22 protein-coding genes and 1 other RNA gene are annotated in these 25547 nt (G+C 71.6%); 19 read left to right on the top strand and 4 right to left on the bottom strand.

Going from position 1 to position 25547, the window contains the following annotated elements:
• The first annotated feature begins 209 nt into the window (after window positions 1-209).
• A complete protein-coding gene (locus tag OHT61_RS12585) occupies window positions 210-1064 on the top strand; it encodes a hypothetical protein (RefSeq protein ID WP_329037854.1) in 855 nt (284 codons plus the stop codon).
• 135 nt (window positions 1065-1199) lie between these two features.
• Here the strand turns inward: OHT61_RS12585 and OHT61_RS12580 are convergent, their stop codons facing one another.
• A complete protein-coding gene (locus OHT61_RS12580) occupies window positions 1200-1391 on the bottom strand; it encodes a hypothetical protein (protein ID WP_329037852.1) in 192 nt (63 codons plus the stop codon).
• Window positions 1392-1648: 257 nt separating this feature from the next.
• Between OHT61_RS12580 and ftsE the strand changes: the two genes are divergently transcribed.
• The 5 genes from ftsE (at window position 1649) to ssrA (ending at window position 5587) form a co-directional block, all read left to right on the top strand.
• Window positions 1649-2338: a cell division ATP-binding protein FtsE gene (ftsE, locus tag OHT61_RS12575; RefSeq protein WP_327118012.1), complete on the top strand. Its 690-nt coding sequence runs from the start codon at window positions 1649-1651 to the stop codon at window positions 2336-2338.
• A gap of 68 nt (window positions 2339-2406) precedes the next feature.
• Window positions 2407-3327, top strand: coding sequence for a permease-like cell division protein FtsX (ftsX, locus tag OHT61_RS12570; RefSeq protein WP_329037848.1), 921 nt, complete (start codon window positions 2407-2409; stop codon window positions 3325-3327).
• Window positions 3328-3395: 68 nt separating this feature from the next.
• The gene (locus tag OHT61_RS12565) at window positions 3396-4583 is read left to right on the top strand and encodes a S41 family peptidase (protein WP_329037846.1); all 1188 of its coding nucleotides are present in this window, start codon (window positions 3396-3398) and stop codon (window positions 4581-4583) included.
• An 18-nt stretch (window positions 4584-4601) separates the two neighbouring features.
• Window positions 4602-5090, top strand: a complete 489-nt coding sequence (gene smpB, locus OHT61_RS12560; protein ID WP_329037844.1) for an SsrA-binding protein SmpB — start codon at window positions 4602-4604, stop codon at window positions 5088-5090.
• A 109-nt stretch (window positions 5091-5199) separates the two neighbouring features.
• Window positions 5200-5587, top strand: a transfer-messenger RNA (tmRNA) gene (gene ssrA / locus OHT61_RS12555).
• Between the two features lie 66 nt (window positions 5588-5653).
• Here the strand turns inward: ssrA and OHT61_RS12550 are convergent.
• On the bottom strand, window positions 5654-6937 hold the full coding sequence (locus OHT61_RS12550) for an MFS transporter (protein ID WP_443049416.1): 1284 nt from the start codon (window positions 6935-6937) through the stop codon (window positions 5654-5656).
• Between the two features lie 83 nt (window positions 6938-7020).
• Here OHT61_RS12550 and OHT61_RS12545 point away from each other — a divergent pair, with 83 nt between their 5' ends.
• From OHT61_RS12545 to OHT61_RS12515, 7 genes are all read left to right on the top strand, one after another.
• Complete coding sequence (locus tag OHT61_RS12545; RefSeq protein ID WP_329037843.1) at window positions 7021-7992, top strand: LysR family transcriptional regulator; 972 nt, start codon at window positions 7021-7023, stop codon at window positions 7990-7992.
• Window positions 7993-8157: 165 nt separating this feature from the next.
• On the top strand, window positions 8158-8820 hold the full coding sequence (locus OHT61_RS12540) for a hypothetical protein (protein WP_329037842.1): 663 nt from the start codon (window positions 8158-8160) through the stop codon (window positions 8818-8820).
• Complete coding sequence (locus OHT61_RS12535; RefSeq protein ID WP_329037841.1) at window positions 8821-11019, top strand: glycosyltransferase; 2199 nt, start codon at window positions 8821-8823, stop codon at window positions 11017-11019.
• Window positions 11016-12374 (top strand): acyltransferase family protein, encoded by a 1359-nt coding sequence (locus OHT61_RS12530; protein WP_329037840.1) that lies wholly within the window; start codon window positions 11016-11018, stop codon window positions 12372-12374. Before OHT61_RS12535 ends, OHT61_RS12530 begins: the two co-directional genes overlap by 4 nt.
• Before the next feature lie 159 nt (window positions 12375-12533).
• A complete protein-coding gene (locus tag OHT61_RS12525; RefSeq protein WP_329037839.1) occupies window positions 12534-13868 on the top strand; it encodes a nitrate/nitrite transporter in 1335 nt (444 codons plus the stop codon).
• Window positions 13869-13998: 130 nt separating this feature from the next.
• Window positions 13999-15144, top strand: coding sequence for a uroporphyrinogen-III synthase (locus tag OHT61_RS12520; protein ID WP_329037837.1), 1146 nt, complete (start codon window positions 13999-14001; stop codon window positions 15142-15144).
• Between the two features lie 21 nt (window positions 15145-15165).
• On the top strand, window positions 15166-15729 hold the full coding sequence (locus OHT61_RS12515) for a GNAT family N-acetyltransferase (protein ID WP_329037836.1): 564 nt from the start codon (window positions 15166-15168) through the stop codon (window positions 15727-15729).
• Here the strand turns inward: OHT61_RS12515 and OHT61_RS12510 are convergent.
• A complete protein-coding gene (locus OHT61_RS12510) occupies window positions 15662-16282 on the bottom strand; it encodes a GNAT family N-acetyltransferase (protein WP_329037834.1) in 621 nt (206 codons plus the stop codon). The two genes, OHT61_RS12515 and OHT61_RS12510, sit on opposite strands and share 68 nt — an antisense overlap.
• A gap of 105 nt (window positions 16283-16387) precedes the next feature.
• Here OHT61_RS12510 and OHT61_RS12505 point away from each other — a divergent pair, with 105 nt between their 5' ends.
• The 6 genes from OHT61_RS12505 (at window position 16388) to OHT61_RS12480 (ending at window position 23642) form a co-directional block, all read left to right on the top strand.
• Window positions 16388-16975, top strand: coding sequence for a CGNR zinc finger domain-containing protein (locus OHT61_RS12505; protein ID WP_329037832.1), 588 nt, complete (start codon window positions 16388-16390; stop codon window positions 16973-16975).
• A 135-nt stretch (window positions 16976-17110) separates the two neighbouring features.
• Complete coding sequence (locus OHT61_RS12500) at window positions 17111-17698, top strand: sigma-70 family RNA polymerase sigma factor (protein ID WP_329037830.1); 588 nt, start codon at window positions 17111-17113, stop codon at window positions 17696-17698.
• Complete coding sequence (locus OHT61_RS12495; protein WP_329037828.1) at window positions 17695-18570, top strand: anti-sigma factor family protein; 876 nt, start codon at window positions 17695-17697, stop codon at window positions 18568-18570. Before OHT61_RS12500 ends, OHT61_RS12495 begins: the two co-directional genes overlap by 4 nt.
• Before the next feature lie 130 nt (window positions 18571-18700).
• On the top strand, window positions 18701-21073 hold the full coding sequence (locus OHT61_RS12490) for a HelD family protein (RefSeq protein WP_329037824.1): 2373 nt from the start codon (window positions 18701-18703) through the stop codon (window positions 21071-21073).
• A gap of 450 nt (window positions 21074-21523) precedes the next feature.
• Window positions 21524-22957, top strand: coding sequence for an NAD-dependent malic enzyme (locus OHT61_RS12485; RefSeq protein ID WP_329037822.1), 1434 nt, complete (start codon window positions 21524-21526; stop codon window positions 22955-22957).
• A 403-nt stretch (window positions 22958-23360) separates the two neighbouring features.
• Complete coding sequence (locus OHT61_RS12480; protein ID WP_003968811.1) at window positions 23361-23642, top strand: HU family DNA-binding protein; 282 nt, start codon at window positions 23361-23363, stop codon at window positions 23640-23642.
• A gap of 483 nt (window positions 23643-24125) precedes the next feature.
• Here OHT61_RS12480 and murA read toward each other — a convergent pair whose 3' ends face one another.
• A complete protein-coding gene (gene murA, locus OHT61_RS12475; RefSeq protein WP_329037820.1) occupies window positions 24126-25466 on the bottom strand; it encodes a UDP-N-acetylglucosamine 1-carboxyvinyltransferase in 1341 nt (446 codons plus the stop codon).
• Window positions 25467-25547 lie beyond the last annotated feature (81 nt).

Genomic DNA, 25547 nt, shown 5'->3' with positions numbered 1-25547 from the left:
CACCGCGAATACCACCGGAACCGCCTTGACGTAGTCCTTATCCCTGGACAGGGTGCTAGGACAGCACGCGTATGTCCGGGACAGGCGCGGCCGGGGGAGGGCGGGATGACCACGGTACGGCGTGGCCCCGCGGAGAGCGTGACCCCGCAGGGCCGAGGACCGCATACGGCTGCTCCATCGACGAGATCAGCTACTGGGGGTAGCAACAGATGACGAAGAAGACGCGAGTACGCGTCGCGCGCATAGCCGCGGGCGCGGTTATCGCGGCAGGCGCCTCGCTCACCGCGGCGGGCGCCGCCCAGGCCGTCGGCATCACCATCGGTGTGGACGCCGGAGTGATCGGTGAGACCGACGGCGGGACCACGGACGGCGGGACCACGGACGGCGGGACCACGGACGGTGGCACGACCGACGGCGGGACCACCGACGGTGGGACGACCGACGGCGGTGCCGGGGCCGGCGGTGTCGACGACGGCGGGACCACCGACGGCGGGACCACCGACGGTGGCACCACCGATGGTGGGACGACCGACGGCGGCACCACGGACGGTGGCACCACGGACGGTGGGACGACCGACGGTGGCACCACGGACGGTGGGACGACCGACGGTGGGACGACCGATGGTGGGACCACCGATGGTGGGACCACGGACGGTGGGACGACCGATGGTGGGACCACGGACGGTGGGACGACCGATGGTGGGACCACGGACGGTGGGACGACCGACGGCGGCACCACGGACGGCGGGACCGACGGCGGGACCACCGACGGTGGCACCGACGGCGGGAGCACCGGCTCCGTGACCGGTGGAGGGGACGGCGGCACCGACGGCGGCGCCGGCACCTGCACCGTCGACCTCGACGGTGCGGCCTGCGCCGACAACACCGACACGGACAGTGCCGGCAACCAGCCGGTCGAGCAGGGCAAGGGCAAGGACGAGCTGGCCGAGACCGGCGCGGCCGAGACCACCTTCCTGCTGGTCGGCGCGGCGACGATGATCGCCGGCGGCATCGGCTTCCGCATCCTGCCGCGTCTGGCCGGCAGCGGTCGCACCACCGCCTGACGTCCGCACACGCACGGTGAAGGGCCCGGGAGAGCCGACACGGCCTTCCCGGGCCCTTTCGTGTCCGTGAACCGCTCCAGCGGCCTCGGGCGCCCCTCAGAGCCTCCTGGGCGGGCGTGGGCCGCGGTGCGGGTGTCAGATGGCCTGGTGCGCCAGCAGCGCGAGCGCGGCCACCAGGATCACCATCAGGGCGATCAGCATCGCCGGATTGAGGCCCGCGAACGGCCCCTGCTCCTGCATGCGCTCCCGGTTCGCCCGGCAGACGGGGCAGCGCCCCTCGGCCACGGGCGACGCGCAGTTCGCGCACACCAATCGGTCATAGGTCATGCGCAGTCCTCCTCCCGCGCGGCGGAGCCGCATTTCCGTGCTCTCCGCACAACGCTCCGGGAAACGCAACTGTTCCCCTACCACTGTGCCAGCTCGGGACGGTTTCGGCGCGGCCCGCCGGACAAGGTCCGGCACGACCCGTTTCGTTCCTGGCCGCTTTCCGTCACAAATCCCCCATTGACGGACGCCGACTGCACGCCCGAGCCTGGTTCGCGTATGGTCACGCTCACCTACCCCCGGCCGACCGTGGTGCATTCGTGATCCGATTCGACAGCGTCTCCAAGACCTACCCGAAGCAGAGCCGTCCAGCTCTCCGGGACGTCTCACTCGACATCGAGAAGGGCGAGTTCGTCTTCCTGGTGGGCTCCTCCGGCTCCGGCAAGTCCACCTTCATGCGTCTCATCCTCCGGGAGGAGCGCGCCAGTCAGGGCATGGTCCACGTGCTCGGCAAGGACCTCGCGCGGCTGTCCAACTGGAAGGTGCCGCAGATGCGCCGCCAGCTGGGCACGGTCTTCCAGGACTTCCGGCTCCTGCCCAACAAGACCGTCGCCGAGAACGTCGCCTTCGCGCAGGAGGTCATCGGCAAGCCCCGCGGCGAGATCCGCAAGGCCGTGCCCCAGGTCCTCGACCTCGTCGGTCTCGGGGGCAAGGAGGACCGGATGCCCGGTGAACTCTCCGGTGGTGAGCAGCAACGTGTGGCGATCGCCCGGGCCTTCGTCAACCGTCCCATGCTGCTGATCGCGGACGAGCCGACCGGCAACCTCGACCCGCAGACCTCCGTCGGCATCATGAAGCTGCTGGACCGGATCAACCGGACCGGCACGACCGTGATCATGGCGACCCACGACCAGAACATCGTCGACCAGATGCGCAAGCGCGTCATCGAGCTCGAGCAGGGCCGCCTCGTACGTGACCAGGCGCGTGGCGTCTACGGCTACCAGCACTGAGGGACAACGCCCTCCGGCTGCCGCCCCCACCGGGCACCTGCACGAGAATCGAGTACTGAAAGGACGCCATGCGCGCCCAGTTCGTCCTGTCGGAGATCGGCGTCGGTCTCCGGCGCAACCTCACGATGACCTTCGCCGTCGTGGTCTCCGTCGCCCTTTCGCTCGCCCTGTTCGGCGGCGCGCTGCTGATGCGCGAGCAGGTCAGCTCGATGAAGACCTACTGGTACGACAAGGTCAACGTCTCGATCTTCCTCTGCAACAAGAACGACGCCAAGGACGTGCCCAAGTGCGCCAAGGGTGCCGTCACGGCCGAGCAGAAGACGCAGATCAAGGCCGATCTCGAGAAGATGGACGTCGTCGAGAAGCCGGTCCAGTTCGAGACGGTCGACGAGGCGTACAAGCACTACCAGGAGCAGTTCGGCGACTCTCCGATGGCCGGCAACATCACGCCGGACCAGATGCAGGAGTCGTTCCGGGTCAAGCTCAAGGATCCGCAGAAGTACAAGGTCGTCGCGACGGCCTTCGCCGGCCGTGACGGGGTGCAGTCCGTACAGGACCAGCGCAGCATCCTGGACAACCTCTTCGGGCTGATGAACGGCATGAACGTGGCCGCCGTCTTCCTGATGGCGCTGATGCTGATCATCGCGCTGATGCTGATCGTGAACACCGTCCGCGTCTCGGCGTTCAGCCGGAGACGCGAGACCGGCATCATGCGGCTGGTGGGGGCCTCGGGCTTCTACATCCAGATGCCGTTCATCATGGAGGCGGCCTTCGCCGGCCTCATCGGCGGTGTGCTCGCCTGCGTCATCCTGCTCGCCGCCCGCTACTTCCTGATCGACGGCGGTCTCGCGCTGCAGGAGAAGCTGAACCTGATCGAGTTCATAGGGTGGGACGCGGTCCTCACGAAGCTGCCCCTCGTGATCGCGATCGGGCTCCTGATGCCCGCAGTGGCGGCTCTCTTCGCCCTGCGCAAGTACCTGAAGGTGTGACGAGCGCCCCGTGCGGCATGCGGCCAACGAGCCGTGTGCCCGCGGGGCGTTGTCCTACACTCGGCCACATGCCGGGCCCTGCGCACCACCTGGAACCCCGCGGTCTCCGCCGCGGGGCGGCCCTGACGTTGGTCTTCGCGAGCGTGCTGGCCACGGCGGCGGCGACGGGGTCACTGCCCCGCGACGGTGAGGCGGGCACGGAGATGGCGACCCGCGCGGTCTCCTCCACCGTCGGGCCGGTGGACCGCGAGGAGATCGCCGCGGCGGTCGCCGACGCCGAGGCCGACGGCAAGTCGGGCAAGGACGCGGCCGAGGAGGTCGTCAGCCGCAGCGGTGACCGCTGGGGCGCCGTCTACGACGAGCGCGAGTACGAGGACTTCGAGCGGTCCCTGGACGGCTCGTACACCGGGGTGGGCGTCTCCGCCCGCCGGTCGTCCCACGGGGACGTCACCGTCACGGGTGTCCAGCCGGGCGGTCCAGCGGACCGGGCGGGCGTGCGCAAGGGCGACGTGCTGCGCACGGTCGACGGCCGCCCGGTCGGCAAGCGCCCCGTCGCCGAGGTCGTGGCGCTGCTGCGCGGGGACCGCACGGGGGCGGCCGAGGGGACGCCGGTGGTCCTCGGCCTGAGCCGCCGGGGCCACACCTGGAGCGCGGAGCTGCGCCGGGCCAGGCTCACCACGCACCCGGTCAGCGTCCGCAGGCTGGGCCCGAGCCCCTCCGCCGCCGTACTGATCAAGGTCGCCGCCTTCACCAAGGGGGCGGGCACGGCGGTCCGCGACGCGGTGGACGACGCCCCGGGCGACGCCGGCATCCTCCTCGACCTCCGGGCCAATTCCGGCGGGCTGGTCACCGAGGCGGTGACCGCGTCCTCCGCCTTCCTGGACGGAGGGCTCGTCGCCACCTACGACGTGCACGGGGATCAGCGCGCGCTGTACGCCGAGCCGGGCGGGGACACCGAGCGGCCGGTCGTCGTCCTGGTGGACGGCGGGACGATGAGCGCCGCGGAGCTGCTGACCGGTGCGCTGCAGGACCGTGGACGGGCGGTGACCGTCGGGTCGCGCACCTTCGGCAAGGGTTCCGTGCAGATGCCCAGCAAGCTGCCGGGGGGTTCGGTGGCCGAGCTCACCGTCGGCCACTACCGCACCCCCGCGGGCCGGAGCGTCGAGGGGAGCGGCATCACGCCGGACGTCGGGGCGGGCCCGGAGGCCCAGCAGCGGGGCGAGACGGTATTGAGTGGCCTCGGGGGTGGGTCGTAGTGCGAAAATGACCGCACTATGGCCAAGGAAAAAGACACCGGGCGCAAGATGATCGCGCAGAACAAGAAGGCGCGGCACGACTACCACGTCCTCGACACCTACGAGTGCGGTCTCGTGCTCATGGGCACGGAGGTCAAGTCGCTGCGGATGGGCAGGGCGTCGCTGGTCGACGGCTTCGTCCAGATCGACGACCACGAGGCGTGGCTCCACAACATCCACGTCCCCGAGTACGTGCAGGGCACCTGGACCAACCACGCGGCCAAGCGGAAGCGCAAGCTGCTCCTGCACCGGGCCGAGATCGACAAGCTGGAGTCCAAGTCGCAGGAGACCGGCCACACGATCGTGCCGCTCGCCCTGTACTTCAAGGACGGCAGGGTCAAGGTCGAGATCGCGCTGGCGAAGGGCAAGAAGGAGTACGACAAGCGCCAGACGCTCCGCGAGAAGCAGGACACGCGGGAGACGAACCGCGCGATCGCGGCGGCCCGCCGGCGGCAGCGCCAGGGCTAGCCGGGGTGCCGGCCCAGGGGTCACCGGAATACGGTGGCATCCGTGGACGTCGGTCACGTACGATGGGCCATGCACCTCAGCGAAGGTGCGTGGATTGAAAAATCAACATGGGGATGATCGGTTTCGACAGCGGATGTCGAGGCAGGGGAAGCGAGTCGAGGAAGCGACAATGATCTCGTAAACCATATGTCGCAAACAATAATCGCCACTTCTAAGCGCGATTCCTCCGCCTTCGCCCTCGCTGCCTAATTAGCAGCTAAGCGAAGACTCTGCGGAGTGTCAGCCCGGGGTTGGTCCCGACCCGGATCCTGGCATCAACTAGGGATCTAAACTTCTGAGCCCGGTCACGGGGCTCTGAAGGAAATCTAACAGTGACTGGGCCTGTCGGAGGCTTGTTCGCGTGACCTCCGGGGCCGAGAAAAGCGCAGCGAACTGCACTCGGAGAAGCCCTGGTTCTGCACCGTTGGACGCGGGTTCGATTCCCGCCATCTCCACAATTCCCATGTGAACGAGGACCCCGTCGCCATTCGGTGACGGGGTCCTCGTTTTTCGTTTCCCTGCGCTCAGGCCCTGCGGGTGCCGGCCGCCGCGACCGCCAGGGCCAGGGCCAGGGCCGCCGCGCACAGGGGTACCGCGTAGCCCGTCGTCGTTCCGGCGTGCTCCACCGCCCAGCCTCCCGTGGCCGAGCCCGCCGCTATCCCGCCCAGCAGTGCGGTGACGGCGAGCGTCATGCCCTCGTTGAGCTGCGCGGGCGGTGTGAGGCGCTGGATCAGGGTCATGCCGGTGACCATGGTGGGCGCGGTGGCCGCCCCGGCCGCCAGCAGTGCGCCGGCCAGGACGAGCAGGGAGTCCGTGGCCGACGCGGCCACGAGCGGCAGGGACATCAGGAGCGTCATGCCGGCGAGGCAGAGCAGCAGTCTGCGGCGAGCGGGCCCGGTGGGGCGCAGCGCGCCGTACAGCAGTCCGGCGACGCAGGAGCCGCCCGCCTGGAGGGCGAGGATCGCACCTCCCGCGTGGGCGATGGAGACGACCTCCATGGCACCGAACACCGCCCCCGTCGCGAGGAAGACGGCCAGCAGTGCGGGCACCCCCGGGGTGCGCAGCGGGGAGGCGGCCCGGGCGCGGGGCGCCACCGGCGGCTCCGTCGCGCGCTGTGCCGCGAAGACCAGGACGCCGGTCATCAGGAGGACCGCCCCGGTGAGCGTGCCGGCCTCCGGGAAGAGCGCCGCGCACAGGGAGGCGGCGAGAACCGGGCCGAGCATGAAGCACAGTTCGTCGACGGCCTGTTCGAAGGAGTTCGCGGTGTGCAGGGCCGCCGGATCACCCCGGTGCAGATGGGCCCAGCGGGCCCGGGACATGCCGCCGGTGTTGGGTGTGGTCGCGGTGGCGGCGTAGGAGGCGAAGAGCGTCCAGACCGGTGCGTCGTAGTGCACGCAGAGCAACAGTGCGACGGAGCCGAGCGCGGCGAAGGCGGTGGCGGGTACGGCTGTCCGCGCCTGCCCGTACCGGTCGACGAGCCGGGCCGTCCACGGGGCGACGACGGCTGTCGCTGCCAGCCCGGTCGCGGTCACGGCCCCGGCCAGGGCGTACGAACCGTGGGCTGCGGCGATCATGATGACGGCGCTGACGCTGAACATCCCCATGGGCAGCCGGGCGATGAGGTTGCCCGCGGTGAAGGCCCGCGCGCCGGGGGTGGCGAGCAGGCGGACGTAGGGATTGCCCGCCCCGGCGGAGAACGGGGCGGTGGCTGTCGTGCTGGACGGGTCGGCGGGGGACGCCGTGCTGGACGGGTCGGCGAGGCCGGCGGGGGACGCCGTGGTGGACGGGTCGGCGGTTTCGTGGGGCACGTGTCCAGCCTCCGGGCCGGTGCCCCGGAACGTCCAACACCTGCTCGGGGCCCATTCACGCATTCCTGTTGTAATTTGGGCGCGTGCCGGCCCAGGACACCGACCCCCGCCTCCTGCGCTCCTTCGTCGCCGTGGCCGAGGAGTTGCACTTCACCCGTGCCGCAGCCCGTCTCTTCGTGGCGCAGCAGGCGCTGAGCCGGGACATCCGCCGGCTGGAGCGTGAGCTGGGGCGTGAGCTCTTCGTGCGTACCACCCGGCAGGTGTCGCTCACCGGGGACGGGGAGCGGCTGCTTCCCCTCGCCCGTCGGGTGCTCGCGGCCCACGCCGGACTGACGGCCGCCTTCTCGGGCCCCGAGGACCGGCCGCTGCTCGTCGATCTGAACACCGACGGGATGACCGCCGCCCGGGTCCTGGCCCGCGCGCGGGAGCTCGCGCCGGAGTGCGAGCTGATGGCGCGCTTCGAGAGCGGGCTCACCTTCGCGGCCGGTGAAGTGCTCGCCGGCCGGCTCGACGTGTCCTTCGGGCGGGCCGCCGGGCTGAGCCCCGCGGTGCTGGCCGGACTGGGCGTACAGCCCGTGCGGTACGAGCCGATGGCCGTTCTCCTGCCCCGCGATCACCCGCTCGCCGGGCACGAGTCGGTCGCCATGAGCGATCTGGCCGGTGAAACCGTCTACGCGGGGGCGGGCAATACGCGCACGCTGGAGTGGACGGACCTCGCGGCGCTGCTTTTCGCGGAGTGGGACGTCGTGCTGGCTCCGCCCGCTCCGCTCGCGGTGGGAGTGGCCGAATTTCAACGGGTCATGGCGAAGACCGGCAACCCCGTGCTGGCCGTGGCCGGGTTTCCGCCCCTGCCTGAAACGGTTCTGCGCCCCCTCGTGCGTCCCGTGCCGCTGTCCCCTCTCCTGATGGTGTGGCGCAAGGGCGCCGACCACCCGGGACTGGCCGCGCTGCGTGCGGCAGTGGCCGAACTGGCTGCGACGGAAGGATGGATGGTGCGCCCATCTGATTCGTGGCTCCCCGGAACCGATGCGTCCCTCATGCGCCACCGTTCATGAACAACAGACGATATCCGGCATCTCCAAGGTCGGCGTGCGCTACATTCGGTGCTTCGGGTGCGCGGTGACCAGTGATGCACGGACGGGGTGGGGGCCCTGTTCGTTGGCAAGATTCCAGTCATTCCCGCGCGCCTGCTTCATTGAGTGGGGGAAGTGGCAACACCTGTGGAAAATTGGCGTGAAGGTACCCGAACCGGGCATACCCATGAGCCGAACGACGTCACCGTCCAGCTCGACGGACTAGGACGTCAGCTCTCCGAACTGCCCGTCGAACCCGGCCCGCCGGTTCCTGCCGACGGCCCGGTGTTCGTCGACGAGAGCGGGCGCCGGAGCAAGACCTACCGGCGCGTGGGCTGGGTGCTCGCCGCGATCTGCGCCGTGTACGCGGTGACGCTGGTCGTCGCCGTGCTCGGCGGGAACTCCAGCGCTCCCTGGCTGCCGCTCTCCGGGCAGGACGACAAACGCGCGGAGAAGGCCGAGGTCCGGCCGGCGCCGAGCAAGGAGACCGTCCCGGTCGTGGCCCCGGGGGCCACGCCGTCCGGTGCGCCCGCCACGGTCGCCGGCGTCCCCGGCGCGACTCCGTCGCCGGGCGCCTCCGCCTCCGGTGTGATGACGGCCGCTCCCGGCGCGAGCGCCTCCGCGTCCGCGTCCGTGAAGCCTCCCCGGAGCAACACCTCTTCGGCTCCCGCTCCCGGCAACTCGGCCCCCGTGCCGCCGGCCGGCGAGACGTCGGCGCCGGCCACGGTCGCCCCGCCCGTCGAGGAGAGCCCGCCGGCGTCCCCGGACCCGACCCAGTCCACGGTGCAACCACAAGAAGGCGCTCAGTAGATGACGACCCCCGCCCCGCGGGGCAGGCACAACCGGAAGAAGAAGCGGACCGTCCGGCGCAGGCTCCCCATGCGCTATCTGCTTCCGTCGCTCCTCCTTGTGGCCCTGCTCGCCATGCTCATGTTGCGCGGATACGTGCACAGCGAGATCCTCGCCGACCACCGCATCCAGCCGCCCGCTCCCACCTCCCAGGTGCCCGACGGCGTCCTCGAAGGCGGCCCCGTCATCGACGCCCGGAAGAAGGGCCGGCCCGCCGAGACGCTGCGCATACCCGATCACAAGATCGTCCTGACCTTCGACGACGGCCCCGACCCCGTCTGGACCCCGCGGGTCCTGGACGAGCTCAGGAAGCAGCACGCGCACGGGGTCTTCTTCGTCACCGGCACCATGGCCTCGCGTTACCCGGGCCTGGTCAAGCGGATGGTCGACGAGGGCCACGAGGTCGGGCTGCACACCTTCAACCACCCCGACCTGTCCTTCCAGTCCACCAGCCGCATCGACTGGGAGCTGTCCCAGAACCAGCTGGTGCTGGCGGGGGCCGCCGGAATCCGGACGTCCCTGTTCCGGCCGCCGTACTCCTCGTTCGCCGACGCCATGGACAACGAGTCCTGGCCGGTGACGCAGTACATCGGCAGCCGCGGCTACCTCACCGTCGTGAACAACACGGACAGCGAGGACTGGAAGCGCCCCGGCGTCGAGGCGATCATCGAGCGCGCCACGCCCAGGAACGGCAAGGGCGCCGTCATCCTCATGCACGACTCGGGCGGCAACCGGTCCCAGACCGTCACCGCCCTCGGGAAGTTCCTGCCACAGATGCAGGCGCGCGGCTACGACTTCACCAACCTCACGACGGCGCTCGGCGCCCCCAGCGCGCACACCCCGGTCACCGGACTCGCGCTCTGGAAGGGCAAGGCGTTCGTCGGGGCCGTCGAGATCTCCGAGAACGTCACCGGTGTCCTCGTCGTCGGGCTCGCCGTCATCGGCGTCCTGGTGATGGTCCGCTTCGGGCTGATGCTGCTGCTCTCCTTCCTGCACGCGCGCAAGGTGCGCCGCAGGGACTTCAGCTGGGGCGAACCGTTCACCCGGCCCGTCTCGGTGCTCGTCCCCGCGTACAACGAGCGGGAGTGCATCGAGGCCACCGTGAGGTCGCTGGTGGCCAGCGACTACCCGATCGAGGTCATCGTCATCGACGACGGCTCGACGGACGGCACGGCCGACCTGGTCGACGCGATGCACATCTCGAACGTCCGCGTCCTGCGCCAGCGCAACTCCGGCAAACCCGCGGCCCTCAACAACGGCATCGCGAACGCCCGTTACGACATCGTCGTGATGATGGACGGCGACACGGTGTTCGAGCCCTCCACGGTGCGCGAACTCGTGCAGCCCTTCGCCGACTCCCGGGTCGGCGCCGTCGCAGGCAACGCCAAGGTCGGCAACCGTGACTCGCTGATCGGCGCCTGGCAGCACATCGAGTACGTCATGGGCTTCAACCTCGACCGCCGCATGTACGACCTCCTGGGCTGCATGCCCACCATCCCCGGTGCGGTCGGGGCCTTCCGCAGGACCGCGCTGGACCGCGTCGGCGGCATGAGCGAGGACACCCTCGCCGAGGACACCGACGTCACCATGGCCCTGCACCGCGACGGCTGGCGCGTCGTCTACGCCGAGAACGCCCGCGCGTGGACCGAGGCCCCGGAGTCCGTGCAGCAGCTGTGGTCGCAGCGCTACCGGTGGTCGTACGGCACGATGCAGGCCATCTGGAAGCACCGCCGCGCCGTCGTCGAACGGGGGCCGTCGGGCCGCTTCGGGCGCGTGGGACTGCCCTTCGTCTCCCTGTTCATGGTCGTCGCCCCGCTGCTGGCCCCGCTCATCGACGTCTTCCTCCTGTACGGGGTGGTCTTCGGGCCGACCGGGAAGACGGTCGTGGCCTGGTTCGGGGTCCTTCTGGTGCAGGCCGTCTGCGCCGCGTACGCCTTCCGGCTCGACAAGGAACGCATGACCCACCTGATCTCCCTTCCCCTCCAGCAGGTCCTCTACCGGCAGCTGATGTACGTCGTGCTGCTCCAGTCCTGGATCACCGCTCTGACCGGCGGCCGGCTGCGCTGGCAGAAGCTGCGGCGGACCGGTGTGGTGGAGGCGCCCGGGGGCACGCAGGTGCGCCGCACGGAGTCCGACAGGGACCGGAGGCCGGTGGCATGACCTCTCCGGACCGACCCCGGCAGGACTCCTACGACGACGGCTCCTGGCCGCCCCCGCCCGGCGACGACCGGTGGGCGCCCGCGCAGGCCGGCGCCCGTCCGGCGCACGCCGGCGCCACCTACACGGCGCCGCTGCCCGCGCCCCCCGCCGCCCGGGCCCACCCGGCCCCCGCCCCGGCGGTGACACCGGAGCGGACGCCCGGCGCCGCGGACGGGGCCCCGGCCGCCCCGCCCAAGCCCGGCCGTGACCGGTACCTCGACCTGCTCAGGGCCGTCGCCCTCGTCCGTGTCGTGGTCTTCCACCTCTTCGGCTGGGCCTGGCTGACCGTCCTCTTCCCGTCCATGGGCGTGATGTTCGCCCTGGCCGGGTCGCTGATGGCGCGCTCGCTGGCCCGCCCGGCGGCGGGTGTCGTCCGGGGCCGCCTGCGCCGTCTGCTCCCCCCGATGTGGGCGTTCTCGCTCGTCGTCGTACCGGTGATGTTCGCGCTGAGCTGGAAGCCCGTCCGGGAGGAGGGGCTGTGGTGGTTCGTCAAGCTCGGCAGTTACGTCCTCCCGCTCGGCTCACCCCCGTATCCGGAGGAGAACGGCTCGGCCGGCGGATGGCTGGAGACGAGCTGGGCCGACCAGGCGGCGGGCCCGCTCTGGTACATCCGCGCCTACCTCCTGTTCGTGCTCGCCTCGCCCCTGCTGCTCAAGGCGTTCCGCAGGCTGCCGTGGGTCACGCTGCTCGCACCGGTCGCCCTCACCGCCGTGATCGGCACCGGGCTCGTGACGGTGCCCGGCACGTTCGGCGAAGGGCTGCTCGACTTCGCGGTGTTCGGCTCCTGCTGGATCCTGGGCTTCGCGCACAACGACGGTCTGCTCAAGGAGGTCCCGCGCTACATCGCGGTGTCGTCCGCGACCATCGTGATGGGCTTCGGCCTGTGGTGGGCCTCCGGCCACCTCACCGAGGAGGGCTGGAACCTCGACGAGATCCCGCTCGCCCAGGCGACCTGGTCCCTCGGGTTCTGCGCGGTCCTCCTGGTCTACGCCCCGTCGTGGCAGAAACTCCCCGGCAGGCTCGCCGGATGGGACGGTCTGGTGACCCTGGCCAACAACAGGGCGGTGACGATCTACCTCTGGCACAACCTGCTGCTGATCCCCGCGGCGCACCTGGTGGACGAGCTGTGGGCCGTCCCGTGGTTCGGCGACACGTTCGGCACGTACATCGAGCAGTCGTACGAGGTGCTGGTCCTGTTCGCGGTCTGGCCCCTGATCGGGCTCGCGATCGTCGCGTTCGGCTGGGTCGAGGACGTCGCCGCGAAGCGCCGGCCGCGGCTGTGGCCGAGCGGGCCGGGGCGGGCCCGCAAGGCCTGAGGGGCCGCGGCGGGTGCGGTGGGCCGGCCACGGGGCTCACCGCACCGCCGGTGTCCGAGTGAGAGCAAGGTTGCGCACCGGTCACCTCACGGCACCGCGCCGAAACGCGCGCTCCCTAGCGTCGGACGCACAGCACCCCGACCCCTGTGGAGGCACGCGATGGCCGGTCGTTGGATCGAGAAGTGGGAGCCGGAGGACGAGACGTTCTGGCGGGAGACCGGCGAGCGGACCGCCCGCCGCAACCTGTGGTTCTCCGTGCTCTCGGAGCACATCGGGTTCTCGGTCTGGTCCCTGTGGTCCGTCATGGTCCTGTTCATGGGCCCGGAGTACGGGGTCGACCCGGCCGGGAAGTTCTTCCTCATCTCCACGGCGACCCTCGTCGGCGCGATCGTCAGGGTGCCGTACACCTTCGCGGTCGCGGTCTTCGGCGGCCGCAACTGGACCGTCTTCAGCGCCCTGTCGCTCCTCGCGCCGACCGTCGCCGCCTTCGTGGTGATGGAGCCCGGCACCTCCTACACCACGTTCCTCCTCGTCGCCGCGCTCACCGGTATCGGGGGCGGCAACTTCGCCTCGTCCATGACGAACATCAACGCCTTCTTCCCGCTGCGGAAGAAGGGCTGGGCCCTCGGCCTCAACGCGGGCGGCGGCAACATCGGCGTACCGGTCGTCCAGCTGACCGGCCTGCTCGTGATCGGCACGGCCGGTGCCGCGCACCCGCGGATCGTGCTCGGCGTGTACGTGCCGCTGATCGTCGTCGCCGCGCTCGGCGCCGTCCTGCGGATGGACAACCTCAGGCCCGTGCAGAACGACACCGGGGCCGCGCTCCAGGCCGTGCGCGAGCCGCACACCTGGATCATGTCGGTGCTCTACATCGGCACCTTCGGCTCCTTCATCGGCTACAGCTTCGCCTTCGGCCTCGTCCTCCAGACGCAGTTCGGCCGGACCCCGCTGCAGGCCGCGTCCCTCACCTTCATCGGCCCGCTGCTCGGCTCGCTGATCCGGCCCGCGGGCGGATGGCTGGCCGACCGGTACGGCGGCGCCCGGATCACCCTGTGGAACTTCGCCGCGATGGCCGCCGCGACCGGTGTCGTCGTCTACGCCTCCGGCATCGAGTCACTGGCGGTGTTCCTCGTCGGCTTCATCGCGCTGTTCGTCCTGACGGGGCTCGGCAACGGTTCGACGTTCAGGATGATCCCCGGCATCTTCCACGCGCAGGGCATCGCCAAGGGACTCCGGGGCGAGGAGGCGGCGGCCCACGGCCGCCGGCTGTCGGGCGCCGCCATGGGGCTGATCGGCGCGGTAGGGGCGCTGGGCGGACTCGCGATCAACCTGGCGTTCCGCCAGTCCTTCCAGACCTCGGGCAGCGGAACGGCCGCCTTCACCGCCTTCCTCCTCTTCTACGCGGTCTGCTTCACCCTCACGTGGGCGGTATACCTTCGGCGGACGGCGGCGGTGGCCGCCACGAAGCCCCGGCTCGGCTACGCGGAGGTGTGAGGATGGCCACGCAGCGACGTACGACGTAACGGGCGGGAAATACGGGAGAACCGAGACCGTCACGCGGTGTTGACAGTCTCGGTCCTCCGCACGACCGAGCAGCAGCGGGACGAGAGCCGGGTATCACGCCATGCAGGACGACGACGCACAGCACGGGCCCCTCGCGGGCTTCACGGTCGGGGTGACCGCAGCCCGTCGCGCCGAGGAGCTGGGGACGCTCCTCACGCGCAGGGGTGCGTCGGTCCTGCACGCGCCGGCCCTGCGGATCGTGCCGCTGGCCGACGACAGCGAACTCCTGGCCGCCACCGAGCAACTGATCGCCGACGCCCCCGACGTCGTCGTCGCCACCACCGCCATCGGCTTCAGGGGCTGGGTGGAGGCCGCCGACGGATGGGGCATCGGCGATCGGCTGCTCGACCTGCTGAGGGGCGTCGAACTGCTCGCGCGCGGCCCCAAGGTCAAGGGCGCCATCCGGGCCGCAGGGCTCACCGAGGCGTGGTCGCCGCTGTCGGAGTCCATGGCCGAGGTCATGGACCGGCTGCTGGACGAAGGTGTCTCCGGGCGCCGGGTCGCACTCCAGCTGCACGGCGAACCGCTGCCCGGCTTCGTGGAGGCGCTCAGGGCGGCGGGTGCCGAGGTCGTCGGCGTACCCGTGTACCGGTGGATGCCCCCGGAGGACATCGCCCCGCTCGACCGCATGCTCGACGCCACGGTCGCCCGCTCCCTGGACGCGCTGACCTTCACCAGCGCCCCCGCCGCCGCCTCGTACCTGAACAGGGCCGAGACCCGCGGCATCCTCCCCGAGGTGCTGGACGCCCTCGGCCACGACGTCCTGGCGGCCTGCGTCGGACCGGTCACGGCGCTGCCCCTGCAGGCGAAGGGCATCGACACCGTCCAGCCGGAACGCTTCCGCCTGGGGCCGCTCGTCCAGGTGCTCTGCGGCCGGCTGCCCGCGCGCGCCCGCGTCCTCCCCCTCGCCGGGCACACGGTCGAGATCCGGGGCCACGCCGTGCTCGTCGACGGAGTCCTGCGCCCCGTGCCGCCGGCCGGCATGGCCCTGCTGCACAGCATGGCCCGCAGACCGGGCTGGGTGGTCTCACGCGCCGACCTGCTGCGCGCGCTGCCCGGCAGCGGCAGCGACGAGCACGCGGTGGAGACGGCGATGGCCAGGCTGCGTACGGCACTCGGGGTGCCGCGGCTCATCCAGACGGTCGTCAAACGCGGCTACCGCCTGGCGCTGGACCCCTCGGCGGACGGCACGTGCGACGGCTCCTGACGGGCGTACTAGCGTGCGGGCATGACCAACGACACCCACCCGCTGGCCGACGGCGTCCACATGCGGCCCGCGGCCCTGGACGACGCGGAATCCTTCGCCGAGACCCTGACCCGGAGCCGCGCCTACATGCGGCGTTGGGAGCCCGTGCGCCCGGATTCCTTCTACACCCCCGAGGGCCAGGCGCAGCGGCTGACCGGGCTGCTCGCGGACCGGGACGCGGGGCGCGCGATGTCCTGGGTGCTGGCCGACGAGGACGACCGCGTCATCGGGTCGATGACGCTCGCGTCGATCGAGCGCGGGCCGTTCCGCAACGCCAGGCTCGGCTACTGGATCGACGTCGACCGCGCGGGACGCGGCCTGGCCACGACCGCCGTCACACGGGTCTGCGAACTGGCCCGGGACGAGCTCGGACTGCACCGCATCGCGGCGGGAACGGTCCTGGACAACGTCGCCTCCCAACGCGTGCTGGCCAAATGCGGATTCGAGCTCTACGGCACCGCGCCGCGCTATCTGCACATCAACGGGGCGTGGCAGGACCACCGGATGTTCCAGCGGATCCTGCACGACGGTCCGCCGCAGGGCTGAGCACCACCGCGCGGGAGTGCCGGTGGCCGCCCCGGAGATACCGCGGCGGCCGGGCCGGCACCGCCTCGGCCATCGGGAAGCCGGACTTCTCGGCGACGCGGCAGGACGCCTCGTTGCCCGCCTCGTGGAAGAGGTCCAGGCGCCGGAGCCCGTCCTGCGCGAAGGTGGCGAACGCCCAGTCGGTGAGCGCCCCCAGCGCACGCGGGGCCACGCCCCGGCCGCGCGCGGAGGCCGCCGTCCAGTAGCCCGCCGTCCAGGAGCCCGCCACGGCGGTCTCCGCGCCGGGCACGGGGCGGTTGAGGGCGAGGTTGCCGACGATCTCCCCGCCCCGGTCCGTGTCGGTCACGGCGAAGCTGAACCGGGTGCCGGCCGCCCACCCCTCCCGCTGGACCGCCATCCAGCGCGCGGCCTCCCCGGCGTCGGGGACCTGGGTCCTGAGCCACCGCCGCATCGCCGGATCGTCGTACGCCGACAGCACGTGCGGCAGGTCGGCCGGGTGCCAGGGCCGCAGGAGCAGTGCACCGGCCGTCAGTGTGACCGCGTCGTCGTCCACGCGGACACGGTACGGCCCTGCCGGGAGGGGTTCCGGGCCGGGCCGGCCGGGGGCACTCTGGGGGCGGCTCTCCCCGACAGGCGACCCCGAGGCGGTGACAGGCCCATGGCGGCGGGTACGGGTGCGCAGGACCGATGGTTCGACTCCGGGCGCCTGTGCCTGGATCTGGTGGCGACGGGGCCGGGGCCCGGCGGGTGCGACCGCCTCGACCGCCCCGCGCGACTCGCCGAGTGGCTGGTCGCCTCGCGGCTCGTGCCGCACGGGACGCCACTGACGGCCGTGGACGAGGCATGGGTGGCCCGCTTCCGGCAGTTGCGTGCCGCCCTCGACCGCCTGCTGGCGTACCAACTCGGCGGCGAGAGCGCTCAGACGGCCCTGGACCAGGTCAACGCCCTGGCGGCGGGGCCCCCTCCGGGGCTGCGGGCGGTGCGCGGACGGGACGGCACCCTCGTCCGGGTCCTGTCCGGGCCCCAGGGGTGCGGCGAACTGCTGGCCGCGGTCGCCCGCGACGCCGTGGACCTGCTGACCGACCCGGTGGCGCGGGCGGGGCTGCGCCGGTGCGAGGGGGAGGCCTGCGCGCGGCTCTACGTGGACACGTCGCGCGGGCTGCGGCGCCGCTGGTGCTCCAGCGAGGTCTGCGGCAACAGGGAGCGGGTGGCGCGGCACAGACGGCGCGTGCGGGCCGTTCCGTGACACGTCGCCACGAACGTGTCGAACTCCTCCATATCCCTTTGCCGGAAAGAAAGTTGGGCGGAGTCTGAATGAACCCGGTCCCGTTCCCGTATCGATGGGAACAGAGCTCGACAGGGTCTCGACCGGGAGGTTCGTGTGCGCAAGGATGCGGCCGTGGCCGATGACCGTCCGCGCAGGGCCCGGCATCGTGGTGCACCGGTCCGCTCCTCCTCCGAGGTCCCCGACGAGGAGCTGATGCGGGCGTTGTACCGCGAGCACGCCGGGCCCCTGCTCGCCTACGTCCTCCGTCTCGTGGCGGGTGACCGCCAGCGGGCGGAGGACGTGGTGCAGGAAACGCTCATCCGTGCCTGGAAGAACGCCGGTTCGCTCAACCGGGCCACCGGCTCAGTCCGCCCCTGGCTGGTGACGGTCGCCCGGCGCATCGTCATCGACGGCCACCGCAGCCGGCAGGCCCGGCCGCGCGAGGTCGATCCGTCGCCGCTGGAGGTCATTCCCGCGGAGGACGAGATCGACAAGGCGTTGTGGCTGATGACGCTGTCGGACGCGCTCGACGATTTGACCCCGGCACACCGGGAAGCATTGGTCGAGACCTACTTCAGGGGCCGTACGGTCAACGAGGCCGCCGAAGTGCTGGGAATCCCCAGCGGGACCGTGCGGTCCCGGGTGTTCTACGCACTCCGCTCCATGAAGCTCGCACTCGAGGAAAGGGGGATCACGGCATGAGCGACGACGGGTGGGAGCCGTTCGGGCCGCCTCGGGCGGGTCCCCGCGGACCGGCGGGCTCCTTCGGGCCCCCGCGCGCGTCCGACCCCTTCGGCTTCCCCGCGGAGGGGGCGGGCCACGACGCCGCCGGTGCCTATGTGCTGGGCATCCTCGACGACGCGGAGGCGAGCGCCTTCGAGGCCCACCTGGCCGGGTGCGCGCTGTGCGCCGCGCACCTCGACGAGTTCGCCGGGATGGAGCCCATGCTGGCCATGCTCGCGGAGGCGCCTTCGTCCGACCCCGGAGCGCGGCCGGTCCCGCACGTGCCGGTGCCTCCCGCGCCCCGGCTGCTGGACGGGCTCGTCGACGAGGTCGCGCGGAAGCGCTCCCAGCGGCGCCGGCGCGCCGGATACCTCATCGCGGCGGCCGCCGTCCTGGTCATCGGCGGCCCGGTGATCGCCGTCACCGCCACGGCCGGTGAGGACTCCGGGAAGCGGGTCGAAGCGGCGGCGGACCCGCATCCCACGAGCCCGGCCGAGGACGCCTTCTTCAACCACATGCAGGAGAAGAAGGCGGCGACCGACCCGGTGACGAAGGTCGACGCCACGATCGGCATGGAGGCCAAGGCCTGGGGCACGCACACGGTCCTGGAACTCAAGAACGTCAAGGGCCCGCAGAAGTGCAGCCTGATCGCCGTCTCCAGAAGCGGCGACGAGGAGGTCGTCACCTCCTGGTCCGTGCCGAAATGGGGGTACGGCATCGAGGGCTCCGCCCACGAGAGCGCCGCGCACCCGCTGTACGTGCACGGCGGCGCGGCCATGGCGCGGCAGGACATCGACCACTTCGAGGTGCGCACCTTCGACGGGGACCGGCTGGTGGAGATCGACGCGTGAGCGCGTCCCGTCCGGACCAGGCCCGGTCCGGACGGGACACACGGAAACCCGACACGGGCGGCAGGTGCGCTCGGGGCCCCCTTTCGCGTACGGTTGACGGCTGCCCGATGCACGTCAGAAGGGGGCCTCGGTGGCCGCGCAGGATGCCGCTGTCGATTCGTTGCGGGACCGCGAAATCGGTGTCGAACAAGAACATCTGGACCGGGTCTACCACCGTCTCGAAGAGAAGATCGACGAGGCGGAATTTCTCATGCGGGACGCCAGCAAACGGGGCCAGGTCGGAACCCCCGGGGCGCTCGCCGAACGGGACGCCCAGGTCTTCCGCGCCGGGGTCCACCTCAACCGGCTGAACAGCGAGTTCGAGGACTTCCTGTTCGGGCGGATCGATCTGCTCCGGGGCAAGGACGGCGAGCGCGGTCCGGACGGCGCCTTCACCTCGGTGGAGGCGGCCGACGACGCCGTGGGGGAGGACGGTACCGCCGAGATCGCGGAGACCCTCCACATCGGCCGCATAGGAGTCCTGGACTCGGACTACGCGCCGCTGGTCATCGACTGGCGCGCGCCGGCCGCCGCGCCGTTCTACCGGTCGACGCCGAAGGAGCCCGGCCGCGTCGTACGCCGCCGGGTCATCCGCTCCAAGGGCCGCAGGGTCCTGGGAGTGGAGGACGACCTCATGCGCCCGGAGCTGACCGCGCACCTGGGCGGCGACACGCTGCCCGTGGTCGGCGACGGCGCCCTGATGGCCGCCCTCGGCCAGGCCCGCAGCCACACGATGCGGGACATCGTCTCGTCGATCCAGGCCGAGCAGGACATGGTCATCCGCGCTCCCGCGGCGTCCGTCACCGAGGTGTCCGGCGGACCCGGCACCGGCAAGACGGCCGTGGCCCTGCACCGGGCCGCCTATCTGCTCTACCAGGACAGACGGCGGTACTCGGGCGGCATCCTCGTCGTCTCGCCGACCCCGCTCCTGGTGGCCTACACCGAAGGGGTGCTGCCCTCGCTCGGCGAGGAGGGCCAGGTCGCCATCCGCGCCGTGGGCTCCCTGTCCGACGAGGCCGCCGGTGTCGAGGGCGCGACGACGTACGACGAGCCCGCCATCGCCCGGATCAAGGGCTCCTCGCGGATGCTCCACGTACTGCGGAAGGCGGCACGCGGGGCGCTGGAGCAGCCGGCTCCCCGTCCCGCCGCCCAGGAGGGGCAGCTGGAGTTCGGGGACGCCGCCCCCGCGGAGGCGGGCACCCCCACCCGGCTGCGGGTGGTCGCCTTCGGCGCCCGCGTCGAGCTGGACGCCGAGGAGCTCCGTCGCATCCGTCACAACGTCCTCGGCGGTACCGCCCCGGTCAACCTGCTGCGCCCGCGCGCCCGCAAACTGCTCCTGGACGCCCTGTGGGCCAAGTCCTCGGGCCGGGGCCGCTACTCCGATCCGGAGATGGTGGCGGAGCTGAGGTCCACGTTCGACGACGACGTGTCGACCGAGACCCCGTTCCTCGCGTTCCTGAACGCCTGGTGGCCGGAACTCACCCCCCGCCGGGTCCTGGCCGCGATGGCCGACGAGCGGCGGCTGAACCGGTGGGCGCGCCGGATCCTCAACCAGGGAGAGGTCCGGCGCCTGGCCCGCTCGCTGAAGCGGCTGGACGAGGACGGGAAGGGCCCGCTCTCCGTCCACGACGTGGCGCTTCTGGACGAGCTCCAGACGCTGCTGGGCACCGTGGCCCGCCCCAGGCGCAAGCGTGAGCTCGACCCGCTGGACCAGCTCACGGGGCTGGAGGAGCTGATGCCCCAGCGTGAGGAGACCCAGCGCGAGCGCGCGGAGCGGCTGGCGGCGGAGCGCACCGAGTACGCCCACGTCATCGTCGACGAGGCGCAGGACCTGACGCCGATGCAGTGGCGGATGGTCGGCCGCCGGGGCCGGCACGCCACCTGGACGATCGTCGGCGACGCCGCACAGTCGTCCTGGTCGGATCCGGACGAGGCGTCCGCGGCCCGCGACGAGGCGCTCGGCAGGCGGCCGCGGCGCCGGTTCACCCTGACGGTCAACTACCGCAACCCGGCGGAGATCGCCGAACTCGCTGCGAAGGTGCTGGCCCTGGCCATGCCGGGGATGGAGTCCCCGGCCGCCGTGCGCTCGACGGGCGTCGAGCCGCGTTTCGAGACGGTGCGGGACGGCGACCTCGCCTCGACGGTCCGCGAGGAGGCGCGCAGGCTGCTCGCGGCGGTGGACGGCACGGTGGGTGTGGTCGTGGCGATGGACCGCCGCGCGGAGGCCCGTGCCTGGCTGGAGGAGCTCGGCGAACGGGTGGTCGCGCTGGGCAGCCTGGAGGCCAAGGGTCTGGAGTACGACGCCACGGTGGTCGTCTCGCCGGCGGAGATCGCCGACGAGTCGCCGGCCGGCCTGAGGGTGCTCTACGTGGCGCTCACCCGTGCGACGCAGCAGCTGACCGTGGTCTCGGGGGAGCGTGACATGCCGGACGAGCACGGTGTGCCGGATCTGTTGAGGGACTGAGTTGAGGGACTGAGGGGGACGGCTCCGGAAGACGCTGCCTCGCGCGGGGAACGTCTTCCGGAGTCGTCCCGCCGTACGGGAATCACTTTTCCGGGGTCTTTGTTAGCCTGGAGTCGGCACCGGCTCGATCCAAGCCCCCGGGCCCAACCTTCGTCGCTACGAGCGACCACTTGCCGCGAGGCGAGCATGGCGGGCCGGTGTCGTTCGACTGCTGGAAGACAGACCCGCGTCACCTGCCGGTGACGCGGGTCTGTTTGCGTTTCCGGCAGCGATGACCGGCCGGCCGGGGTTACGCGCGGCGAGCCACTTCTCGTATGGTGGAAAAAAGTTTCCGAAGCGTGGCAGTCATTACCGGCTACCGGTCGGTAGGTGCGACCATCGGAACGCGTGTGCGGGGCCCGGCCCCGTCCGCGCGCGGCAATGAAGCTCAGGAAAGCGAAGGACTCGGCCATGGCAACGGCGCCCAGCGTCTCGTACTCGATGACGGTCAGGCTGGAGGTGCCCGTGAGTGGCACCGCGGTCTCCCACCTCACCACGGCCGTGGAGTCCTCCGGCGGCTCGGTCACCGGCCTCGACGTGACCGCTTCCGGCCACGAGAAGCTGCGGATCGACGTCACCATCGCGGCCTCCTCCACCTCGCACGCGGACGAGATCGTCGAGGGCCTGCGCGGCATCGACGGCGTCGTCCTCGGCAAGGTCTCCGACCGTACGTTCCTGATGCACCTCGGCGGCAAGATCGAGATGGCGTCCAAGCACCCCATCCGCAACCGCGACGACCTGTCGATGATCTACACCCCGGGTGTGGCGCGGGTCTGCATGGCGATCGCCGAGAACCCCGAGGACGCCCGCCGTCTGACCATCAAGCGGAACTCCGTCGCCGTCGTCACCGACGGCTCCGCCGTGCTCGGCCTCGGCAACATCGGCCCCATGGCCTCGCTGCCCGTGATGGAGGGCAAGGCCGCCCTCTTCAAGCGCTTCGCCGGCATCGACGCCTGGCCGATCTGCCTGGACACCCAGGACACCGACGAGATCGTCGCCATCGTCAAGGCGATCGCCCCCGGCTTCGCCGGGATCAACCTGGAGGACATCTCCGCCCCCCGCTGCTTCGAGATCGAGGCGCGGCTGCGCGAGGCCCTCGACATCCCCGTCTTCCACGACGACCAGCACGGCACGGCGATCGTCGTCCTGGCCGCGCTGACCAACGCCCTGCGCGTGGTGGGCAAGGCGATCGGCGACGTACGGGTCGTCATGTCCGGTGCGGGCGCCGCCGGTACGGCCATCCTCAAGCTGCTCATCGCCGCGGGCGTCAAGCACACGGTCGTCGCCGACATCCACGGTGTGGTGCACGCGGAACGCGAGGACCTGGTGGACGCCACCCCGGACTCGCCGCTGCGCTGGATCGCCGACAACACCAACCCCGAGGGTGTCACCGGCACGCTCAAGGAGGCCGTGGTCGGCTCGGACGTCTTCATCGGCGTCTCGGCACCCAACGTGCTGGACGGCGCCGACGTCGCGGCGATGGCCGAAGGCGCGATCGTGTTCGCGCTCGCGAACCCGGACCCCGAGGTGGACCCGGCCGTCGCGCGCGAGACGGCGGCGGTCGTCGCGACCGGTCGTTCCGACTTCCCGAACCAGATCAACAACGTGCTGGTCTTCCCGGGTGTGTTCCGCGGTCTGCTGGACGCCCAGTCGCGCACCGTCGACACGGGCATGATGCTCGCCGCCGCGCGCGCCCTCGCCGACGTCGTGGCCGAGGACGAGGTCAACGCGAACTACATCATCCCGTCCGTCTTCAACGACAAGGTCGCGGGCGCCGTCGCCGGTGCCGTCAGGGACGCCGCGAGGGCGGCCGGGGTCGCCGAGGCCACGACCGACCCGGCGTAGCCCCGTTGGGCCGGACGGCCCTGTCGCACGCCCGTGCGCGGGGGCCTGCCCCGGCTCCCGCGCACGGTGCCGTACCTCACGTCCGGGCCGCCCGTACGGCGCGTCGCGGGTCGCGGCGTCCCAAACGCCCCTTTAGGGTGGGCGGGCAGCGAGCCCCACAGGCCCTGCAGCCGCTGCGGACCGCTCCAACAAGTCGACGGAACGTCATCACAGGCAATCGGTGGTGCTTTTCGTGTGACGTCGAGGGGTTCCGGATTGGCGTTAGCGCCGCAGGTGGGGGCAGGATGCGTATTCGGGCGCGAGGGTCTGACATCAGACCCGGGTCCGGGGACTGTCAGAGGGCCCTGGCAGCATCGGCTTCGATCTCACGCCTCACAGGCAAGAAGAACACGGGAGTACAAACATGAACCGCAGTGAGCTGGTGGCCGCCCTGGCCGACCGTGCCGAGGTGACCCGCAAGGACGCCGACGCCGTTCTGGCCGCGCTCGCCGAGACCGTCGGCGAGATCGTCGCCAAGGGCGACGAGAAGGTCACCATCCCCGGCTTCCTGACCTTCGAGCGCACCCACCGTGCCGCTCGCACCGCTCGTAACCCGCAGACCGGCGACCCGATCAACATCCCGGCCGGCTACAGCGTGAAGGTCTCCGCGGGCTCCAAGCTCAAGGAAGCCGCCAAGGGCAAGTAAGGCCCCCAAGGCGTCAAGAAGGGCGGCCGTCCCGACCGGGGCGGCCGCCCTTCGGCGTACCCGGCGGGTGCGGCCCGGCGGTTCGCCGCAGCACACACCGCCTCTGCGGGGCCCTGGGGGCCCGCTGGGGCGCCCCGGCGGGCGCGGGCGGCCCCGGGGGAGGGCGGACGGGTCCGCCCGGCCCTGTGGCGGCATCCAGCGGCACCCGCCCGCGCGGCGGCCCGTGCGCGCCGCGGGACGGGCGGCCCGCACGCGCCGCGGCGGGCGGCCCGCACGCGCCGCGGCGGGCGGCCTGCAGGCGCCGTCCGGACGCCACGTCCGTCCGCGCCGTCCGGACGCGTCGTTCGTCCGCCTCATCCGTCCGCACCACAGTCCGCCGCCCCGGTCCCTCGCGGGGGGCCGGGGCGGCGGACTGTGGTGCGGGGGTGCGCAATGCTGTGTGCGGCAGCACTGTGCGCGCGCCGGAGCGCGCCCTGGACGGCGTCAGACGAGTGAGCCGCCCGGCAGTTCGACCTTGGCGCCGAGCTTCTCCAGCTTGTCCATGAAGTTCTCGTAGCCGCGGTTGATCAGGTCGATGCCGTGCACCCGGGACGTGCCCTGGGCCGCCAGCGCGGCGATCAGGTACGAGAAACCGCCGCGCAGGTCGGGGATGACCAGATCCGCGCCCTGGAGTTTCGTGGGGCCGGACACGACCGCCGAATGGAGGAAGTTCCGCTGCCCGAAGCGGCAGTCGGAGCCCCCGAGGCACTCGCGGTAGAGCTGGATGTGAGCACCCATCTGGTTGAGCGCCGAGGTGAAGCCCAGCCGGGACTCGTACACCGTCTCGTGGACGATGGACAGACCGGCGGCCTGCGTCAGGGCGACCACCAGCGGCTGCTGCCAGTCGGTCTGGAAGCCGGGGTGCACGTCCGTCTCCAGCGCGATGGCGTTCAGCGCGCCGCCGGGGTGCCAGAAGCGGATGCCCTCGTCGTCGATCTCGAAGGCGCCGCCGACCCGGCGGAAGGTGTTGAGGAACGTCATCATCGAGCGCTGCTGAGCGCCGCGCACGTAGATGTTGCCCTCGGTCGCGAGCGCCGCGGACGCCCAGGAAGCCGCTTCCAGACGGTCCGGGATCGCCCGGTGGGTGTAGCCGTCGAGCCGGTCGACACCCGTGATCCGGATGGTCCGGTCGGTGTCCATGGAGATGATCGCGCCCATCTTCTGCAGGACGCAGATGAGGTCCTCGATCTCCGGTTCGACGGCCGCGTTGGACAGCTCGGTGACGCCCTCGGCGAGCACGGCGGTCAGCAGCACCTGTTCGGTGGAGCCCACCGACGGGTACGGCAGCCGGATCTTCGTGCCGCGCAGCCGCTGCGGGGCCTCGAGGTACTGGCCGTCGGCCCGCTTCTCGATGACCGCGCCGAACTGGCGGAGCACCTCGAAGTGGAAGTCGATCGGCCGGCCGCCGATGTCGCAGCCGCCGAGCCCCGGGATGAAGGCGTGCCCCAGCCGGTGCAGCAGCGGGCCGCAGAAGAGGATCGGGATGCGCGACGAGCCCGCGTGCGCGTCGATGTCGGCGACGTTCGCGCTCTCGACGTGCGACGGGTCGAGGATGAGTTCGCCCGGCTCGTCACCGGGGCGGACGGTCACGCCGTGCAGCTGCAGCAGCCCTCGGACCACCCGCACGTCGCGGATGTCGGGCACGTTGCGCAGCCGGCTGGGCCCGCTGCCGAGCAGCGCGGCGACCATTGCCTTCGGCACCAGGTTCTTGGCGCCTCGGACGCGGATCTCGCCCTCCAGCGGGGTGCCGCCGTGGACAAGCAGGACATCGTCTGTGCCGGTCATGTATCTCGCGTTCCGGAGTGGTCGGGCAGGGGGCAAACAAAAGGGTAATGGCCGCAGACCCCCCTTCAGTAAGGCCCCGGG

This window comes from Streptomyces sp. NBC_00178, from assembly GCF_036206005.1.
Lineage (GTDB): Bacteria > Actinomycetota > Actinomycetes > Streptomycetales > Streptomycetaceae > Streptomyces.
This window is presented reverse-complemented; position numbering and strand designations above follow the sequence as displayed.

What these genes read in the sequence shown, in the direction of transcription:
- OHT61_RS12585 (WP_329037854.1), top strand. Translation starts at nt 210, where the DNA reads ATGACGAAGAAGACGCGAGTACGCGTCGCGCGCATAGCCGCGGGCGCG.
- OHT61_RS12580 (WP_329037852.1), bottom strand. Translation starts at nt 1,391, where the DNA reads ATGACCTATGACCGATTGGTGTGCGCGAACTGCGCGTCGCCCGTGGCC.
- ftsX (WP_329037848.1), top strand. Translation starts at nt 2,407, where the DNA reads ATGCGCGCCCAGTTCGTCCTGTCGGAGATCGGCGTCGGTCTCCGGCGC.
- OHT61_RS12565 (WP_329037846.1), top strand. Translation starts at nt 3,396, where the DNA reads ATGCCGGGCCCTGCGCACCACCTGGAACCCCGCGGTCTCCGCCGCGGG.
- smpB (WP_329037844.1), top strand. Translation starts at nt 4,602, where the DNA reads ATGGCCAAGGAAAAAGACACCGGGCGCAAGATGATCGCGCAGAACAAG.
- OHT61_RS12535 (WP_329037841.1), top strand. Translation starts at nt 8,821, where the DNA reads ATGACGACCCCCGCCCCGCGGGGCAGGCACAACCGGAAGAAGAAGCGG.
- OHT61_RS12530 (WP_329037840.1), top strand. Translation starts at nt 11,016, where the DNA reads ATGACCTCTCCGGACCGACCCCGGCAGGACTCCTACGACGACGGCTCC.
- OHT61_RS12525 (WP_329037839.1), top strand. Translation starts at nt 12,534, where the DNA reads ATGGCCGGTCGTTGGATCGAGAAGTGGGAGCCGGAGGACGAGACGTTC.
- OHT61_RS12520 (WP_329037837.1), top strand. Translation starts at nt 13,999, where the DNA reads ATGCAGGACGACGACGCACAGCACGGGCCCCTCGCGGGCTTCACGGTC.
- OHT61_RS12515 (WP_329037836.1), top strand. Translation starts at nt 15,166, where the DNA reads ATGACCAACGACACCCACCCGCTGGCCGACGGCGTCCACATGCGGCCC.
- OHT61_RS12505 (WP_329037832.1), top strand. Translation starts at nt 16,388, where the DNA reads ATGGCGGCGGGTACGGGTGCGCAGGACCGATGGTTCGACTCCGGGCGC.
- OHT61_RS12495 (WP_329037828.1), top strand. Translation starts at nt 17,695, where the DNA reads ATGAGCGACGACGGGTGGGAGCCGTTCGGGCCGCCTCGGGCGGGTCCC.
- OHT61_RS12485 (WP_329037822.1), top strand. Translation starts at nt 21,524, where the DNA reads ATGGCAACGGCGCCCAGCGTCTCGTACTCGATGACGGTCAGGCTGGAG.
- OHT61_RS12480 (WP_003968811.1), top strand. Translation starts at nt 23,361, where the DNA reads ATGAACCGCAGTGAGCTGGTGGCCGCCCTGGCCGACCGTGCCGAGGTG.
- murA (WP_329037820.1), bottom strand. Translation starts at nt 25,466, where the DNA reads ATGACCGGCACAGACGATGTCCTGCTTGTCCACGGCGGCACCCCGCTG.